Source organism: Rhodococcus sp. IEGM 1341 (assembly GCF_030056895.1).
Classification (GTDB): Bacteria; Actinomycetota; Actinomycetes; order Mycobacteriales; family Mycobacteriaceae; genus Rhodococcoides.
Map to the genome: position 1 here is coordinate 112218 of NZ_JASHKV010000010.1, position 16753 is coordinate 128970.

General features: G+C 64.3%; 14 protein-coding genes and 1 pseudogene. 8 read left to right on the forward strand and 7 right to left on the reverse strand.

The window, feature by feature from the left end:
• The first annotated feature begins 30 nt into the window (after positions 1 to 30).
• The 3 genes from QM615_RS19540 to QM615_RS19550 all read left to right on the forward strand — a co-directional run bounded on the left by QM615_RS19540 (position 31) and on the right by QM615_RS19550 (position 2710).
• Entirely contained in the window at positions 31 to 648 is a 618-nt protein-coding gene (locus QM615_RS19540; RefSeq protein WP_262498444.1) for a TetR/AcrR family transcriptional regulator C-terminal domain-containing protein, read from the forward strand.
• A 64-nt stretch (positions 649 to 712) separates the two neighbouring features.
• On the forward strand, positions 713 to 1924 hold the full coding sequence (locus QM615_RS19545) for an MFS transporter (RefSeq protein WP_149406619.1): 1212 nt from the start codon (positions 713 to 715) through the stop codon (positions 1922 to 1924).
• 18 nt (positions 1925 to 1942) lie between these two features.
• Entirely contained in the window at positions 1943 to 2710 is a 768-nt protein-coding gene (locus QM615_RS19550) for a MerR family transcriptional regulator (RefSeq protein WP_188078703.1), read from the forward strand.
• Positions 2711 to 2727: 17 nt separating this feature from the next.
• On the opposite strand, the pseudogene QM615_RS22385 reads toward QM615_RS19550, so the two are convergent.
• From QM615_RS22385 to QM615_RS19575, 4 genes and pseudogenes are all read right to left on the reverse strand, one after another.
• Positions 2728 to 4244: pseudogene (locus QM615_RS22385) on the reverse strand (APC family permease).
• A complete protein-coding gene (locus QM615_RS19565; RefSeq protein WP_149406621.1) occupies positions 4237 to 5091 on the reverse strand; it encodes a universal stress protein in 855 nt (284 codons plus the stop codon). The pseudogene QM615_RS22385 and the gene QM615_RS19565 overlap by 8 nt, the downstream one beginning before the upstream one ends.
• 29 nt (positions 5092 to 5120) lie before the next feature.
• Positions 5121 to 7082 (reverse strand): primary-amine oxidase, encoded by a 1962-nt coding sequence (locus tag QM615_RS19570; RefSeq protein ID WP_283347793.1) that lies wholly within the window; start codon positions 7080 to 7082, stop codon positions 5121 to 5123.
• Positions 7079 to 8518 carry a gamma-aminobutyraldehyde dehydrogenase gene (locus QM615_RS19575; protein ID WP_149406623.1) on the reverse strand — a complete coding sequence of 480 codons (1440 nt, stop codon included), beginning with the start codon at positions 8516 to 8518 and terminating at the stop codon, positions 7079 to 7081. The genes QM615_RS19570 and QM615_RS19575 overlap by 4 nt, the downstream gene beginning before the upstream one ends.
• Before the next feature lie 160 nt (positions 8519 to 8678).
• Here QM615_RS19575 and QM615_RS19580 point away from each other — a divergent pair, with 160 nt between their 5' ends.
• Positions 8679 to 9674, forward strand: coding sequence for an MBL fold metallo-hydrolase (locus tag QM615_RS19580; protein ID WP_262498446.1), 996 nt, complete (start codon positions 8679 to 8681; stop codon positions 9672 to 9674).
• Positions 9675 to 9680: 6 nt separating this feature from the next.
• Here the strand turns inward: QM615_RS19580 and QM615_RS19585 are convergent, their stop codons facing one another.
• Positions 9681 to 10469 carry an LLM class flavin-dependent oxidoreductase gene (locus QM615_RS19585; RefSeq protein ID WP_149406624.1) on the reverse strand — a complete coding sequence of 263 codons (789 nt, stop codon included), beginning with the start codon at positions 10467 to 10469 and terminating at the stop codon, positions 9681 to 9683.
• Positions 10470 to 10502: 33 nt separating this feature from the next.
• The gene (gene ramB, locus QM615_RS19590; RefSeq protein ID WP_068046182.1) at positions 10503 to 11915 is read right to left on the reverse strand and encodes an acetate metabolism transcriptional regulator RamB; all 1413 of its coding nucleotides are present in this window, start codon (positions 11913 to 11915) and stop codon (positions 10503 to 10505) included.
• 147 nt (positions 11916 to 12062) lie between these two features.
• Between ramB and QM615_RS19595 the strand changes: the two genes are divergently transcribed.
• The gene (locus QM615_RS19595) at positions 12063 to 12467 is read left to right on the forward strand and encodes an SPW repeat domain-containing protein (protein ID WP_149406625.1); all 405 of its coding nucleotides are present in this window, start codon (positions 12063 to 12065) and stop codon (positions 12465 to 12467) included.
• Between the two features lie 173 nt (positions 12468 to 12640).
• Here QM615_RS19595 and QM615_RS19600 read toward each other — a convergent pair whose 3' ends face one another.
• Entirely contained in the window at positions 12641 to 12892 is a 252-nt protein-coding gene (locus QM615_RS19600; protein ID WP_149406626.1) for an endonuclease domain-containing protein, read from the reverse strand.
• Between the two features lie 1126 nt (positions 12893 to 14018).
• Between QM615_RS19600 and aceA the strand changes: the two genes are divergently transcribed.
• The 3 genes from aceA to QM615_RS19615 all read left to right on the forward strand — a co-directional run bounded on the left by aceA (position 14019) and on the right by QM615_RS19615 (position 16710).
• Positions 14019 to 15308 (forward strand): isocitrate lyase, encoded by a 1290-nt coding sequence (aceA, locus tag QM615_RS19605; RefSeq protein WP_037186862.1) that lies wholly within the window; start codon positions 14019 to 14021, stop codon positions 15306 to 15308.
• A gap of 160 nt (positions 15309 to 15468) precedes the next feature.
• On the forward strand, positions 15469 to 16344 hold the full coding sequence (locus QM615_RS19610; RefSeq protein ID WP_149406627.1) for a 3-hydroxybutyryl-CoA dehydrogenase: 876 nt from the start codon (positions 15469 to 15471) through the stop codon (positions 16342 to 16344).
• A 90-nt stretch (positions 16345 to 16434) separates the two neighbouring features.
• A complete protein-coding gene (locus QM615_RS19615) occupies positions 16435 to 16710 on the forward strand; it encodes a DoxX-related protein (RefSeq protein WP_068046176.1) in 276 nt (91 codons plus the stop codon).
• Positions 16711 to 16753 lie beyond the last annotated feature (43 nt).

The following is a 16753-nucleotide window of genomic DNA, read 5'->3' on the forward strand; positions in this document are numbered from 1 at the left end:
CTCGAACGCAACAGATACGGGAGAAATGCTGTGGGACGACCGTCGGCACCCCTGCTCGACCTCGATCGCATCACGACGGCGGCCCTGGCTCTCGTCGAAGAGTCGGGTGGATTCACCATGCCTCAGCTGGCCAAGAAGCTGAAGGTCAGTCCGTCCTCGCTCTACAACCACGTGTCCGGACGTGACGAGATCATCGAGTTGCTGCGGGGCCGGGCGATGTCCGAGGTGGCGATGCCGGAGGTCGGTGTGCCGTGGCGTGAGGCGCTCGCCTGGATCGCACGCGGCTACCGAAACAGCTACGGACGCTACCCGCGGCTGATTCCGCTGCTGACGGCTCAGGCCGTGAACAGCAGCGCTGCGTTCGGGATGTACAACACGCTGGCGCGGGTGCTGACAGACGCCGGCTTCGTGCCCGCCGACGTGCTCCGCATCATCACCGTGCTCGACAGTTACGTGCTGGGTTCGGCGTTGGATCTGGCAGCTCCCGAGGCGCCGTGGCTCAGCAGCCGCGACGTGGAACCGGAACTGAGAGCTGCACTGGACACCGCGGGAGACCTGCGCGAGCGATCCGAGGATGCCTTCGAATATGGACTCCGAGCGCTATTGGCCGGATTCGATCCCAAGCCTGCGGACATGCTCGACGGTTAGGTCTTCGGCAACAACTGCAGATTCATCTTGACCTTGACGCAACGTCAATGCCGATCATCGAAGCATGAGTCGAATCCGTCTTGCCGTCCCTCTGTACATCGGTGGCGCTTCGTTGTCGCTGTTCGGCAACTCGGCCATCACGATCGTCCTGCCCTGGTTGGTGCTGGCGACGACCGGAAGCCTGTCGTCGGCAGGTCTGATCGCTGCGGCAGCGGGTATCGCTGCGGTGCCGGCAACGTTCGCCGGTGGTCGGCTGATCGACCGATTCGGGGCACGCAACGTGGCTGTCGTCTCCGATCTCGGCAGCGCCACATCGGTACTCGGCCTGATCGTGGTGAGTTCGACGGTGGGGTTGTCGGTGCCGTGGTTCGTGGTGCTGGGTGTTGCGGGCGCTGTCTTCGATGTTCCGGGGATGACGGCTCGTCAGTCGATGCTCGCCGACGTCGCGTCGATCTCGGGAACGTCGGTCACCGCGGTGGCCGGGTTCTTTCAGACCGGGTTCTCACTGGCGTTCCTGGCCGGACCGGCTCTGGCTGGCCTGCTGCTCAGCGTGCTGGATCCGATCGACGTCGTTGCCGTCACCGCCGCCTCATCGGCCGCCGCCGCGGTGCTCACGGCGTTGGTTCCGGTCATGGGGCAGGCATTCCAGACTGCTGCCGCGGGCGCCGGGAGTGCCCTGGACCTGATCCGCACCACACCCGCCCTGCGGGCAATGCTGATATTCGCGTTTCTCGCGAGCCTGGTCACCCCGCCGATGATCAGCCTGCTGCTGCCCGGCCACTTCAACGAGATCGGCGAACCCGGGCAGTTGGGCCTCGCCATGTCGGCGTTCGCCGTCGGTGCCCTCGCGGGGTCGGCACTGTTCGCTCTAATGGCCGCCCGATCACGACGCGCCACCTTCGTCACGGGAATGGCCGCGATGACGACCGGCATTTGGCTGTTCGCGCAGCTGCAGGGCTTCTGGCTCGTCGCGGCCGGGATGCTGATCATGGGTCTCGGATCCGGGCTGTTCGGCCCGATCTGGAATGTCTATGTGGCCGAACAGGTTCCCGCAGACGTTCGGGGACGAGTCCTGAGCTGGCTCAACATGGGCGGACTCGTGGCGGGTCCGATGGGATTGGGGCTGATGTCGGTGGTGCTCGTCGGCGGTGATCTCGCTCTCGGGGCCGTCGTCATGGGAGTCGGCTGGACCGCCGTCGCAGCCTATGCGGTGCTGAGCCCGGGTGCGCGGGAGCTGACCGCACCGGTGCCCGAATCTGCCGAGGTGGACGGTTGATCGGCAAGAATGGTCGCCATGCTGCGTATCGGTGAGCTGGCTTCCTACGTGGGAGTGACGACCCGAACCGTGCGGTTCTACCACCAGCAGGGGCTGTTGGACGAGCCGCAACGCGACACGTCCGGTTACCGCCTCTACGACGGGGAGGCCGTCCTGCGGCTGTCCCGCGTCGTTGCTCTTGCCTCGGCCGGTGTGCCATTGGCACGCGTCCACGAGCTACTCGACGCCTCGCAGGAATCGCTCGACCTCGCCTTGGCCGAGATCGACGCCGACCTGAGCATCAGGATCGAACGTCTGGAGAAGGATCGCGACAGACTCCGGCTGCTGCGTGCCGGCGACGCGCTGGTCCTTCCCGATGTGATCGTCGGCCTGATCGAGCACCTGCGCGAAGCGGGCATCGACTCCGACGTTGTCGATCACTATCGCGATGCCTGGGTACTGACGTATGCCGTCTACCGGCCAAGGCTCGATCCCTGGCTGGAAACGGTAGGCGGCGGCATGCTCGGAGACCCGGGCTATCTGGCACTCATGGTGCGCTCTTTCCGAGCAGCCGAGCTCGAACCCGAGGACCCGCGGATCCAGGAGCTCGCGGACGACACGGTCGAATGGATGATCGACAACTGGGCCGGTGACGCCCTCGAGTGGTCGTTCGAGCGCGGTCTCGACGACCCTGCGGCCAACGCACTGCTCGAGGCGCAGTGGGCCGACCGCCCCGTCTGGGTGCGCATCACCGAGCTGATCCTGCAGGGTCTGCAGGAGCGTGGCGTCGAGCACTCCCGACACTGACGAGGACCGAGGGACAGTCAGTCTTCGACTATCAGTGACGGAGTATCGCGTCGGAGAATGTTGCCCTTGAAGAACTCCGGCTTGCGCAGTGCCACCACCGCCATGACGACCATGCCGAGAACGATGATGCCCACGCCGATGAGGAACACCATACCGATGCCGAACAGTGATGAGCCGCTGCCGAATTCGGGGTCCCAGGCATCCACCGAGGTCTGCACGAACACCACGGCCATCCCGACGCCACCGAGTAGCGGAGCGAGGAATTTGAAGAAGACGTTGCGGGTGCTGGTGAACAGCTCCTCGCGGAAGTACCAGACACAGGCGAATGCCGTGATGCCGTAGTAGAAGCAGATCATCAGTCCCAGCGCGGCAATGGTGTCGGTGAGAACGTTGTCGCTCACCACCCGCATCACGGCGTAGAAGCCGGCGGACGCGCCGCCTGCGACGAGCGTCGCGAAGCCCGGAGTGCTGAATCTCGGTGTGATGGAGGCGAACCGCTTCGGCAGGGCCTGGTAGTGACCCATCGCGAGCAAAGTACGCGCCGGCGAGATGAACGTGGCCTGCAGCGAACTGGCGGAGCTGCTCAACACGGCCAGTGACAGCAGGATCGCGAAGGGGCCCATCACCGGCCCGGCGAGGGCGGCGAACACGTTGTCTGTGGTGTCGGGATTCTGCAGGCCGTTTCCGGTGTCGCCGGTGCCTGCGAAGAGCAGGGTGGCCACTGCGGTGAGCAAGTACAGCACGATGATGAAGAACACCGTGACCAGCGCTGCGCGGCCGGGAATCTTTGCGCTGCCCGAGGTTTCCTCGTTGACCGTCAGACAGACGTCCCAGCCCCAGTACATGAATATCGACAGCGACAGGCCGGCGGTGAAGGCGGAGAAGCTCGGGATGCCGAACGGGTCGAACCAGTCCAGGCTGAACGAGATGTCCTGGGCCCCGTCGCCCGCCCCACCTTGACGAATGCGGCCACGATGAACCAGGCCATCACCAGCAGCTGGAAGCCGAGCATCGTGTACTGCACACGCTTGGTCTCCTGCATGCCGCGATAGCAGAGCCACGCCGCCAACGCCATGAACACCAGGCACGTGACGATGTTGACGAGCTTGTTGCCGGTCAGGTCGGCCAAGGAGTCGTTGCTGGTGACCTGGGCGAGAAAGAGATAGAAGAAGTCGACGGCCACTCCGGCCAGATTCGAGAGCACGATGATGGTGGCCGCGATCAGGCCCCATCCACCCATCCAGCCGACGTACGGGCCGAAGGCCTTCGACGCCCACGTGAACGACGTGCCGCTGTCGGGCTCGGCTGCGTTGAGCTCTCGATAGCCCAACGCCACCAACAACATCGGGATGAAGCCGACGATGAAGATCGCGGGCAGGTGCACCCCGACCTCGGTGACCGTCGGCCCGAGCGACGCGGTGAGTGCGTACGCGGGTGCGATGGTCGAGATGCCCAGGACCACACTGGCGAGCAACCCGAGCTGGCCGGCAGACAGGCCCTTGGACTCGACGTCGACTACCTTGTGCTCATTCATCGCCGGCCTCTCTCGGAACAACGATCATCGGAACGGGAACGACGCGAAGCATCTTGGCGGCAACCGATCCCAGGAAGAGCCGGTGAGGCTGGGCGAGTCGAGACGACCCCACCATCAACACGTCGCCGTCGTGCCAGTCGAGCGAAGAAACGGCCTTCTCGATGCCGGAGCCCTCCGCCACCCTCAGCTGCACGTCCGATCCCGCGGGCAATTCCGCTTGCACGGTGCGCAGCACCTCCTCGGCCTTGGCGAGACCACTCTGTCCCCGTGCCGATTGCTCGTCGGCGGAAACGAGGGAGAGCAGGCGCAGCGGCAACTCGGCGGTGACGGACAGGTCGGTGGCTGCCTCGATGAGTTCCGCTGCCCCCGGACGATTTCCGATGGCGCAGGTGATCTCCCTGATGCGTTGCGGCGGAGAGTGCCGATACCCGCGCGGAGCCAGCGCGAGCGGCACATGAGCCACGTGCAGCAGATCGCTGGTGACGGTGCCGATCGAATGGCGTCCGAGCAGACCGTCGCCGGCCGCACCGACGACGATCATGTACGCGTCGAACTCACGGACGGCGTCGAGCAGGCCCTGAGCGAAGGACTCGTCGAACAACAGGTGCGCGCGTGCCTGCACGTCCTCGGGTACGAGGGTGAGTGCCTCGTCGAGCCAGCCAGTGGCCCGATCGATCAGGATGTCGTCGTATCCGGCCTCGACCGGCGCTTTGGACGGCACCGGACGCTCCTGCGGCAGCACCAGACAGATGTCAAGCGACGCCTGCAGCGAACGCGCCAGCGTTGCCCCCAGGGCGATTCCGTCAGCGCCACTCGGTGTTGCCTGGTACCCCACGATCAGACGCATGGGCGGACCTTCCCTGAGGGTTGGGCGAGCTAATGGCAGGTGCTACCGGGATCGGTGTGGCACGACTTCGGTTCCGACGGTGCGACATCGAGCGAGGGATTGCGATCGAAGAACCCGAACGGCTTGAGCCAGAACGAGACCGTATCCGCGGGCATCACCGGCCAGTCCTCGGGCCGGGTGATGTGGTGGATGCCGAACGTGTACCAGACGACGACATCGGTGTTCTCGATGCTGCGATCCTTTTGTGTCCACTCCGGCAGCCCGTGGTCGACACCGCTTTGGTTGACGAATTCACCGCTCGGCCAACGCTCGTCGGGCGAATTGGGGGTGACCCAGACGGTATGACCGATCACCTGGGAACGCTGAAAAATGGGTGACGCCGGATCGAACATCGCCGGGATCGCCGAGCCCGGCACCAACTTGTAAGCGGGACGAGTGCCGAGACCGTTGGTGACGTTGTCGTTGACCACCTTCCACGCCTTCTGCGTGTTCCAGTCGTAGTCCTGCTTGCCCTCGGCCTCGGTGGTGAGCGGGGTGTTCACCTGAGTCAGGGCGAGCCCGTACGGATTGTCCGGCCCCATCGGAACCCGTTGCGTCTCACTCGAATACACGGTGTTCTCGGTGCCGTCGATGTCCAGATCGAGACGGGCGACGAGGAAGTGCTGGTGATACGGCGCGTAGGTCCGGTTGTCGACCAGCGTTCCCGACGGGTGCATGCCGCCCTCGTCGCTGGCGTCATTCCCGCCTTCGGCAAAGTGCGTGACGACCATGATGCCCGTCGCACGAACCTCGCACTCGATGTTGCCGTCCTGATAGAACCGCCAGTAGACGAGGTACTCGTAATTCGCCACGGTGGCATGGAAGCTGACCGTGAGGCGACGCATCCGCCGCACCTCGGCTCCGGCGTCGTGATCGACGTGCTTCCACAGCACGGCGTTGTCTTCCTCGTGGATGCAGATCGCGTTGGTGATCGTGTACGGCTCACCCTTGCTGTTGTGCAGTACCGCGTCGAGGTAGCGGATCTCGCCGAGGCAGTCGCACCCGAGCTCGAGGGAGGTGGTCATGAAACCGAGACCCCACTCGCCGATGTCGAACGCGGTGCGTCGATAGTGATCCTCGGTGTGATCGCGATAGGGAACCACCATCTCCGCGAACGACATTCGATTGGCGACGGACCGCACGTTCCCGTTGTCGTTGTAGCTGACGGCGTGCAGCGTCATGCCCTCGCGGTAGTTGAAGCCGACTCGCAGCGACCAGTTCTGCCACGTCAACTTGTTGCCGTCGAGCTCGAACGAGGGCCCGTCGGACTGAGTGATCTCGAGGCGCTTCAAGGGCGGGCGTGTACTCGCGTCCCTGATTCGCTCCGGAATATGGCGAGGGACGTACTCGCCCATGATCTCCGGACGCTCGACGCGATACGTGTCCTCGATCTCGAGCAGCTCCATCGTGTCCACGTCGATCACGCAGTGAAATCCGCCCACCGGTCCGGCGTAGGGATTGGCACCCTCGGCAGCTTTGACCCACGTGTCGGACCAGCCGAGGCGTCGACCCTTGTACTTCTCGGGCGTCACCGCCTCGCCGTAGGTCCAGGTGTCCATGAACACCAGATCCAGATCGGTGATACCGCGATCGGCAAGGGCGGCAATCACATCGGGGTGGGCGCGGAGGGCCGCGTCGGCCTCCTCCCACTCGTCGACGGTGAAGTTGGGCTGCACATCCGGGATGTGCGTCCACGATTCGGTGGTGCGATCGTCCAGCGACACGACGGCCTTGAAGGTCGTGTTCTCGGCGCGGTTCAACACCACCGAGACTGCTCGACGCGCAGGCACGGTCCCGGACGCGTCGAACGCGGCGATCTCGGACTTCGCGGGCTCGATCATCTCGATCGAGGCGTAGCGCCAGCCGTCGCCCACGCCGTGATCGCGGCCGAGAACCTCGGCTACGGCGGCGAATTCGTCGCTGGACAGGGGATCGAGGGGATGAAAGGTCATCGAAGAGTCTCCGTCGAGCTCATGACGTGCTTGATGCGGGTGTAATCCTCGACGCCGTACGCCGAGAGGTCCTTGCCGTAACCGGAGTACTTGAATCCACCGTGCGGCATCTCCGCCACCAGAGGAATGTGGCAGTTGACCCAGACGGCACCGAAGTTCAGAGCCGCCGAGATGCGCAGTGTACGTCCGTGATCGGAGGTCCAGACGCTCGATGCGAGACCGAAATCGACGTCGTTGGCGAGCGCGATGGCCTCCGCCTCGTCGCTGAATTTCTGCACCGTGAGCACCGGGCCGAAGGTCTCCTCCTGCACGATGGGATCGGACTGCTGCACGCCGGTGATGATGGTGGGCTCGAAGAAGAAGCCCTTGTCGCCGATGCGCTTGCCGCCGGTGACGATGGTGGCATGAGCGCCGATGCCGTCGACCTTGGCGCTCACCTGACCGAAGTGGTTGACGTTGTTCAGTGGGCCGAGGAAGGTATCGGGGTCGTCGGGCATGCCGACCTTCAGCGTCTTCGCCTTGGCGACAAGGGCATCGACGAGGGCGTCGTGTACCGACTCGTGCACCAGGACGCGGGTGACGGCGGTGCAATCCTGGCCGGCGTTGAAGAACGCAGCCTCGGCAATTCCGTCCGCGGCCTTGCTGATGTCGACATCGTCGAACACGATTGCCGGTGCCTTGCCGCCCAATTCGAGGTGGGCCCGCTTGAGCTGCTTGGCGGCGGCCACGGCCACCGCGATGCCGGCGCGGACAGATCCGGTGATCGACACCAGGCCGGGAGTCTTGTGTTCGACGATCGCAGCTCCGGTGCCGCCGTTGCCGAGAACGACATTGAGCACCCCGTCCGGAACGATGCCCTTGGACAGCTTCGCCAACACCAACGTGCTCTCGGGAGTGGTGTCACTGGGCTTGAGCACGATGGTGTTTCCGGCGGCCAGCGCAGGACCGATCTTCCAGATCGCCATCATGAACGGGTAGTTCCACGGCGTCACCTGGCCGACGACACCGATCGGTTCGCGTCGAACATAGGAGGTGAAGCCTTCCATGTACTCGCCCGCCGACTTGCCCTCGAGCATCCGGGCGGCACCGGCGAAGAATCGAATCTGGTCGGCACCGACGGTGACTTCCTCGGCGGCGATGGTGGCCTTGGGCTGGCCGGTGTTGCGGCTCTGCGCTTCGACGATCTCGTCGCTGTGCGCTTCGATGGCGTCGGCGAGCTTCAGCAGCACCTTCTGCCGTTCGCCCGGCGTCGTCTTGCCCCAGGTCTCGAATGCGCTGGCAGCGGCCGACATCGCGGCCTCCACATCGGCGGCGTCGGACACGGGGGAGTGGGCGACAACCGACTCGTCCACCGGATTCACCACATCGAGCATCTCGGTGCCCGAGGGCGTCACGAACGCCCCGTCGATGTAGTTCTGCAGGACAGGCACCGTCATCACTGAAACCCCTAGCGTCGACTGTTTCGGTTCTGCAAAGCCTGCACCTACGGACGAGACTTCGCCACCCGACAAGATGTCCAATACTTCCCTACGAATCAGGACGAGATGTCGGTCTGTCTCGCACCCGAGCGAGCTGCCCACCGGCTAGCCTGTGGCGGTGGCAGACACAGAGGTGGGGTACCGACAGATCGCCGACGACACCTGGGCATTCATGCGGCCGCCCGGAAGTTGGGGCCAGACGAACACCGGTCTGATCGTGGGGCCGGGTTCTGCGTCGATGCTGATCGACACGGTGTGGGACGTGAACTGGGCAGAACGCGTCGTTGCCGACACCGCCGAGCTGGTGGCCGACGCGCCGATCACCGAAGTGCTCAACACCCACTCCGACGGTGATCACTGGTGGGGAAACGACACCGTCCCCACCTCGGCTCGCATCACCACCAGTGCCGCTTCACTGCACGCCATGAAGGAGGAAACACCTCCGAAAGGTGTGCACGCGTTCGCCTCCCTCGGTGCGAGGATCGGCTGGGTGCCGGGACCGGTCGGTGCAATGGGCTCCTACATGAACCGGGTCCGCGGTGACGCCACCTTCCCCGGCGCTCTGCCGCGGCTGCCGGACCACACCTTCGAGACCACCGAGACCATCGACGTGGCAGGACGATCCGTACACCTGCGATACCTGGGCCCGGCGCACACCGAAGGCGACCTCATCGCACACGTACCCGACGTCGGAGTGGTGTTCGCCGGCGACCTGTTGTTCATCGACGCCACCCCGGTGCTCTGGCACGGTCCGCTGCAGAACTGGATCGACGCCCTCGACCACCTCCTCGAGCTCGATGCCGCCGTCTACGTCCCGGGCCACGGACCCCTGTGCGGCACCGCCGAGATTCGCGCCCTCCGCAACTACTGGACCTGGGTGTCCGAGGCCGGGCGCAGCTGCTTCGACGCCGGACTCGCGCCTACCGAAGCCGCCCAGAACCTGCTGAAGTCAGGCGAATTCGGACAGTATGCGCACTGGGACTCACCCGAACGACTCATCCTGAGCATGAGCACCCTCTACCGCCTGTGGCGAGGTGAGCCGCCTGCGCCACCCACGCTGACGCGTCGAGCACGTGCGTTCGCGGACGCGGGGAGATTCTTGCGAGAGCACTAGGTGTGCTCACCGCGATTGCGGCTCCGGCGCACCGAACTGCTGTGTCAACGATGCCGCGTGGGCGAACAATGTGGTCGGATCCGGTTCGGCCGCAGAGGGTTCCAGTACGACGGTGGTAGCACCGGCATCGATCCAGCGTTGCAGGTTGCTCGCCGCGGCATCGGAATCGGAGCCCGCGGCCACGTAGACGACCACATCGTGGGCGGGCCCACCGCCGATATGCTCGATGGCCGTTCGCACCTGTTCCGGTGTCGTCTCGCTCGTGAGGATGGTTCCCACAGCGTTGCGGCCGCTCAGGGCGAGAGTCTTCGGCCCTGTAGCGCCGACGAGGAGCGGCGGCGGTTGCAGCGGCGGCCAATTCAGCTGCACGTTGTCGAGTGAGACGTACCGACCCTGCACGGTGACGTTCTCGCCCGCCAACAGTGCGGTGATCGCTGACATCTGCTCGCTCAGCAACGTCAGCGGCGACTGCACGCGCGCCCCGATCTGACCCATCCACGACTGCACACCGTGTCCGAGCCCGACGCGGAGCCGTCCCGGATGGACTCGGGCGACGGTAGCGATCTCCATGGCGGTGGCTGCCACGTTCCGCATCGGAGTGGGTAGCACCCCGATGCCGACGTTCAGGCGTTCGGTGTTCGCGAGAACCAGTGCAGCGGTGGACAGTCCGCCGGAGTAGAAGCAGTCTTCCCACAACCACACTTCGTCGACGCCTGCACGGTCGGCTGCACGTGCCGCCTCGACGAGGTCCTCCGGCGCAAGTTCGGGTCTGAGTACGACGCCGATTCGTGTCATTGCAGTCTTCCTTTCTTCTCGGCGAACGTCTTCTCAGCGAACGAGGTAGGGGGACACAGAACTTCGGTGCTCGTCGATGTCGAGGTCCTTACCCAATGGCGGGAATGCGCGTTGCGGGCAGTTCGAGCGCTCGCACACCCGGCAGCCCGCTCCGATCGGCGTCGCCGCTGCCGATCCCTGCACGTCCAGACCGTCCGCGTACACCAGCCGTCCGGCGTGGCGCAGTTCGCAACCGAGGCCGATCGCGAAGGTCTTGCCGGGCTGACCGTATCGCGCGGCTCGCCTCTCCACGGTGCGCGCGATCCACAGGTAGCTGCGGCCGTCGGGCATCTCGGCGATCTGCGTCATGATCTTGCCCGGATACGCGAACGTCTCGTACACATTCCACAGCGGGCACGTGCCGCCGCTGGACGAGAAGTGAAAACCTGTGGCGGACTGACGCTTCGACATGTTCCCGGCGCGGTCGACGCGCACGAACGAGAACGGCACACCCCGCAACTCGGGTCTCTGCAAGGTGGAGAGTCGATGGCAGATGGTCTCGTAGCTGACCGAGAAGAAGGCCGAGAGCCGCTCGATGTCGTACCGGAAATCCTCGGCCACGTCATGGAACTGGTGGTAGGGCAGCACAGTCGCGGCCGCGAAGTAGTTCGCGAAGCCGAGCACCGCCAACTTCTTGGACGATTCACTGGTGAAATTGCCTTCGTCGGCCATCTTCTGCAGCAGGTCCCCGCATTCGAGATAGGCGAGTTCGGCGGCGTACTTGAACACCTTCTGCCCGCCGGAGAGATGCGGTGAAATCTCCAGTACTCGCGTCTGGGGATCGAATCGGTGCAGCACGTTCTCGCCGAGGTCGATCCGATTGACGATCTGCACGTCGTGGACCGTCCGCAGCCGCTTGGCGATCTCGCCACCGATGTCGGCGCGATGGAACCGGATCCTCGAGGTCAGAGCCTCTGCCGCAGTGTCCAGTTCGTGCAGATAGTTCTGCCGCTGATAGAAGTAGTCGCGCACTTCCTCGTGCGGCTTGCTGATGGAACCGCTGCCACTGCCGTCGGAGAAACGCTCCTCGGTAGCGGCCAACAGCTGAGCCGTCGTATTGCGGTATCGGCGGTGCATGTTGACCATCGCTCGTGCCAGCTGCGGGTGCGAGCTGACCATCTGCGCGATCTCGTGCGCATCGGCGTCGATCCCCATGTCCTGATCGAGCGCCACCTCGCGGAGTTCGGCAACCAGCCTGGTGTCGTCCTCGGAGGAGAAGAACGACGTGTCGACACCGAACACCTCGGAGATCCGCAGCAGCACCGGCACCGTCAGTGGACGCACGTCGTGCTCGATCTGGTTGAGATAGCTGGCCGAGATTCCCAGCTTCTGCGCCAGCGACACCTGACTCATGCTGCGTTCGCTGCGGAGCTGCCGAAGCCGCACGCCGACGAAGGTTTTGGACATATCGCCAGGCTACGCCTGCGAAGAATTGCCTTAACAGCATTGGCAATCGGCTGCTGAGTCACAATTCGGCGTTCATCGGGAACATTAGCCGAAGTAAAGGCGTATACCGGTATACGAGCTATTCACCACGCACCACGAGGAGCGGTCATGTCCAACCGTCAACGCACATCCGAAGTTTTCAGGGACGTCGTCGTATTCGTCACCGGAGCCGTACTCGTCGCATCCACCGTCTGGCTTCCCGTCCAGGGCGACCAGGAAGTCACCGGTGCCATTCTGGTGCTCGGCATTCTCGCTGCATCGACCGCGCTGTGGGCCATCGGATCGTCGTCGAGGCAAAGCCACTGGACCCATGTCGGCCTCGGCCTGCTGCTCGCGGTCTCGCCCGCACTGATGGTGTTCCCGTCCGGATTGCTGGCTGCGGACCTGTTCGCCATCATCGGCGGACTCGTGATCGCCGCGATGGGTGCGCTCGGGGTGCTCTCCTCGCGTCGGACACCGACCACGTCGCGAGTGGTTGCGACCAGTGACGAGCGCAGCGGCGTCCGTATCTGAGCTTTCTCTGCAACTGGTGCTCCACTCCCGGGGGTATGTGCGATGAATGTCGTGCACAGCTTCGGGAGTGGAGCATTCTGTGCTTTCATGGCCTGGTGCAACCGGTGCTCCACTCGACGCGACAGATTCGCTAGACCCCGCATACGAGCACGGGAGTGGAGCACCGTGTGCAGTCATCGCCTCGATTCCCGACGTCGTCGGATCACCGACGCAATCTCGCCTGCGATGACGTCCGGTGCGGCCAGTACGTCGAATGCCGAGTAGCGCAGAACCAGCCAGCGATCGAGCACCAGCGCGTTCTGCCTGCGCCGATCCTTGCTGAATACCCCAGCTGCACTGTGGAATTCGCGTCCGTCCACTTCGACGATCGTTCGGCTGCGACGGTCGACGAGGTCGCAGATGTACGGACCGACTGCCGCATTCATCTCCAGGTACAGCCCGATCCGGTGCAGCGCGTCCCAATGCCCGCTCCGGTTCCGAGGCGAATCTGGTCACAGCCAGCCGAACTTGGCGAGCCAACTCGGCGTTGCCGCGTCGACCCGGGAATCGTTCGAGCAGGCGGAGCAGCGACGCGGGGTCGAGTCCGAACTTCAGGCGTTCGTCGATCAGCAACTCGGCCTCGGCGCGGGGGAGTACCGCCAGGCAATCGAGAATCGCCTGTGCGGGAGTGGTGCACGGCAGGGTTTCGACCTCGTCGACGAGCCTGGAATCGAGTGTCCGACGGTGCAGCCGAAGCCATGGCGGTGGCCGCAATCTCACCGAGAGAGGGACCGTGGCGTCGAGGGTGGTCGGTTCGGTCGTCCAGCCCCGTAGGTATGCGGCCGACCGGTGACTGAGCACGGCGTCCGGTCGCCACAGCGAAACTGCCCGACACCGATCCATCGTCGACGGTTCCCCGCGCATGTGGACCGTCGGCAGAACACGGGTGAAGCGTCGCGAGACGGTGCTGGGGTGGAGTCCGGAGGCCAGGAGCTGCTGAAAAGTGGCGGGGCCGGGAGTGGAGCCTGCGTCGGGTGTCATGTTTGCAGCGTCGGGGATGGTGCAGATGTCCCTCGAAGCTCGACCTGGGGGAATGGAATGCCCTGTGGATAGGTGCGTGGCTGTGGATGAGTGCACGTTGCGCTCCACTCGGGGGCGTCGGCGGCGTGATTCCCGAGGCACAGGCGTCGAGTGGAGCACCCCATGCATGTCCACATTTTGAGATAAGAGTACTGTGATGTCGGTCACAGAAGTGTCGGTTTCTGACTCGATTCAGACGGCTGCGCCAAACCGTACAAGCGTCCTGTATGAGTTTTTGTTCATTGCGTTCATCAACTGGGGTTTCATCGCTACTGGCGAGTAACCATGCCGTCCGATCCGAGAGGTTTGCATCGACCAAAACTTTGCAACATTAGCAAGGTGCTCGGGAAAGCTAGCCAAGATTGGCACTAACAACTGGTAGACGCATGTTTTCGGTTGTGCCATTGTTTTGGAGTACACCAGAAGGGCCTGGCAACGATGTGAAGATTCGTCTCGAGGCAGGCCGAGAAGCAGAAGAGACTGGAGCTGAAGATGTCGACCACCGGCACCCCGAAGACCATCGCCGAGATCCAGCAGGATTGGGACACCAACCCCCGCTGGAAGGGCGTCACCCGTAACTTCACCGCACAGCAGGTCTCCGACCTCCAGGGCACCGTCGTCGAAGAAGCGACCCTCGCTCGCCGCGGCAGCGAGATCCTGTGGGACCTCGTCAACAACGAGGACTACATCAACTCGCTCGGTGCCCTCACCGGCAACCAGGCCGTGCAGCAGATTCGCGCCGGCCTCCAGGCGATCTACCTCTCCGGCTGGCAGGTCGCAGGCGACGCCAACCTCTCGGGCCACACCTACCCGGACCAGAGCCTCTACCCTGCCAACTCGGTCCCCTCGGTCGTCCGTCGCATCAACAACGCGCTCCTGCGTGCCGACGAGATCGCCAAGATCGAAGGCGACACCTCCGTCAAGAACTGGGTCGCCCCGATCGTCGCCGACGCCGAAGCCGGCTTCGGTGGCGCACTGAACGCCTACGAGCTGCAGAAGGCCATGATCGTGGCCGGCGCCGCAGGCGTGCACTGGGAGGACCAGCTCGCATCGGAGAAGAAGTGCGGCCACCTCGGCGGCAAGGTTCTGATCCCCACCCAGCAGCACATCCGTACCCTGACCTCGGCACGCCTCGCGTCCGACGTCGCCGACGTCCCGTCGGTCATCATCGCCCGCACCGACGCCGAGGCAGCCACGCTGATCACCTCCGACGTCGACGAGCGTGACCGTGAGTTCCTCGACGGAACCCGCACCGCAGAAGGCTTCTTCGGCGTCAAGAACGGCATCGAGCCCTGCATCGCCCGTGCGAAGGCCTACGCCCCGTACGCAGACCTCATCTGGATGGAGACCGGCGTGCCGGATCTCGAGGTCGCCAAGAAGTTCTCCGAGTCGGTTCGCAGCGAATTCCCGGACCAGCTGCTCGCCTACAACTGCTCGCCTTCGTTCAACTGGAAGGCGCACCTGGACGACGCGACCATCGCCAAGTTCCAGAAGGAACTCGGAGCCATGGGCTTCAAGTTCCAGTTCATCACCCTCGCAGGCTTCCACTCGCTCAACTACGGCATGTTCGACCTGGCACACGGCTACGCCCGCGAAGGCATGACCGCGTTCGTCGACCTGCAGGAGCGCGAGTTCAAGGCTGCCGAAGAGCGCGGCTTCACCGCCATCAAGCACCAGCGTGAGGTCGGTGCCGGCTACTTCGACCGCATCGCCACCACCGTCGACCCCAACACCTCGACGGCTGCACTGAAGGGCTCCACCGAAGAAGGCCAGTTTCATTAACCGCCTCTCCTGACCTTCAGCGCACTAGTCGGGCGGTCCGCAACTTTCGTTGCGGGCCGCCTGTTCTGTACAACGAAGGTTTTGGACGTACCCGGCAAGAGTTACCCTCATCTCACTAAAAGCTGTTGTGCTGCAACATTATTGGCTAGGAGTTTGCTGTATGACGGTCGAGAGGGTGGGGATCGTCGGAGCGGGGCAGATGGGGGCAGGAATAGCCGAGGTGTGTGCCCGCGCCCATGTCGATGTGTTGGTCCACGAACAGACCCGCGAACTGACCAGCGCCGGGCGCACCCGCATCCTGAGGTCCCTCGACCGCGGAGTGAGCAGCGGCAAGATCACCGAACGCGAGCGAGAGCACGCCGCGGCCAGGCTGCGATTCACCTCCGACCTCGCAGACTTCGGCGATCGCCAACTCGTCGTCGAAGCAGTGCTCGAAGACGAGAAGATCAAAGCCGACATCTTCGCCGAGCTCGACTCGGTGGTGACCGACCCCGACGCCGTCATCGCCTCGAACACCTCCTCCATTCCCATCGTCAGCCTGGGAGCCGCGACGACGGCACCCGGCCGCGTCGTCGGTCTGCACTTCTTCAACCCGGTCCCGGTACTGCCACTCGTCGAACTCGTCACCACCGACCTGACCGCACCGGCAGTGGCCGACCGCGCCGAGCGATTCGCAGGCGACGTTCTCGGCAAACAGGTCGTGCGCTCGGCCGATCGCTCGGGCTTCGTCGTCAACGCGTTGCTCGTGCCGTATCTGCTCTCTGCGATTCGCATGGTCGAATCCGGATTCGCCACCAAGGAAGACGTGGACAAGGCGACGGTGCTCGGTCTGGCGCACCCGATGGGGCCGCTCGCGCTCGCCGATCTCGTGGGGCTCGACACGGTCAAAGCCATTGCCGACGCCATGTATTCGGAGTTCGGAGAACCTCTCTTCCTGGCGCCCCCGCTGCTGCTGCACATGGTCGAATCGGGGCACGTGGGCAAGAAGGCCGGAGCCGGGTTCTACCGCTACGAGAACGGCCGGATCGCAAAGTAGACGCCGCGGCGGGCGGGTTGCCCCGCGACGGTCGTCGGAGCGCTATTGTCGGTCTGCGAACGCAGTCACTTCGATCACAGGAGCGTGTCAGTGAGCAAGTCCACGAAGTCGAACGGTGTGGTTCCCAAGGCATTCGGGATCGGGTTGGCCGCGACCGGTGCCGCCCACTTCGTGGTGCCGGAGGCGTTCGAGGGAATCACCAAGCTCCCGTTCCCCAAGGACACTCGAACCTGGATCAGTCGCAACGGAGCCACCGAATTGGCCGTCGGCGCGGCGATCGCATACCCCGGGACGCGTAAGATCGGACTGGTCGGTCTGGTGGCGTACGTTGGGTGGCTCGGCATCAATATCGCCAAGAACAGCTGACGTTACTGTTGCGAACGACTCGTTTAGAGCAGGAATAGCCTGG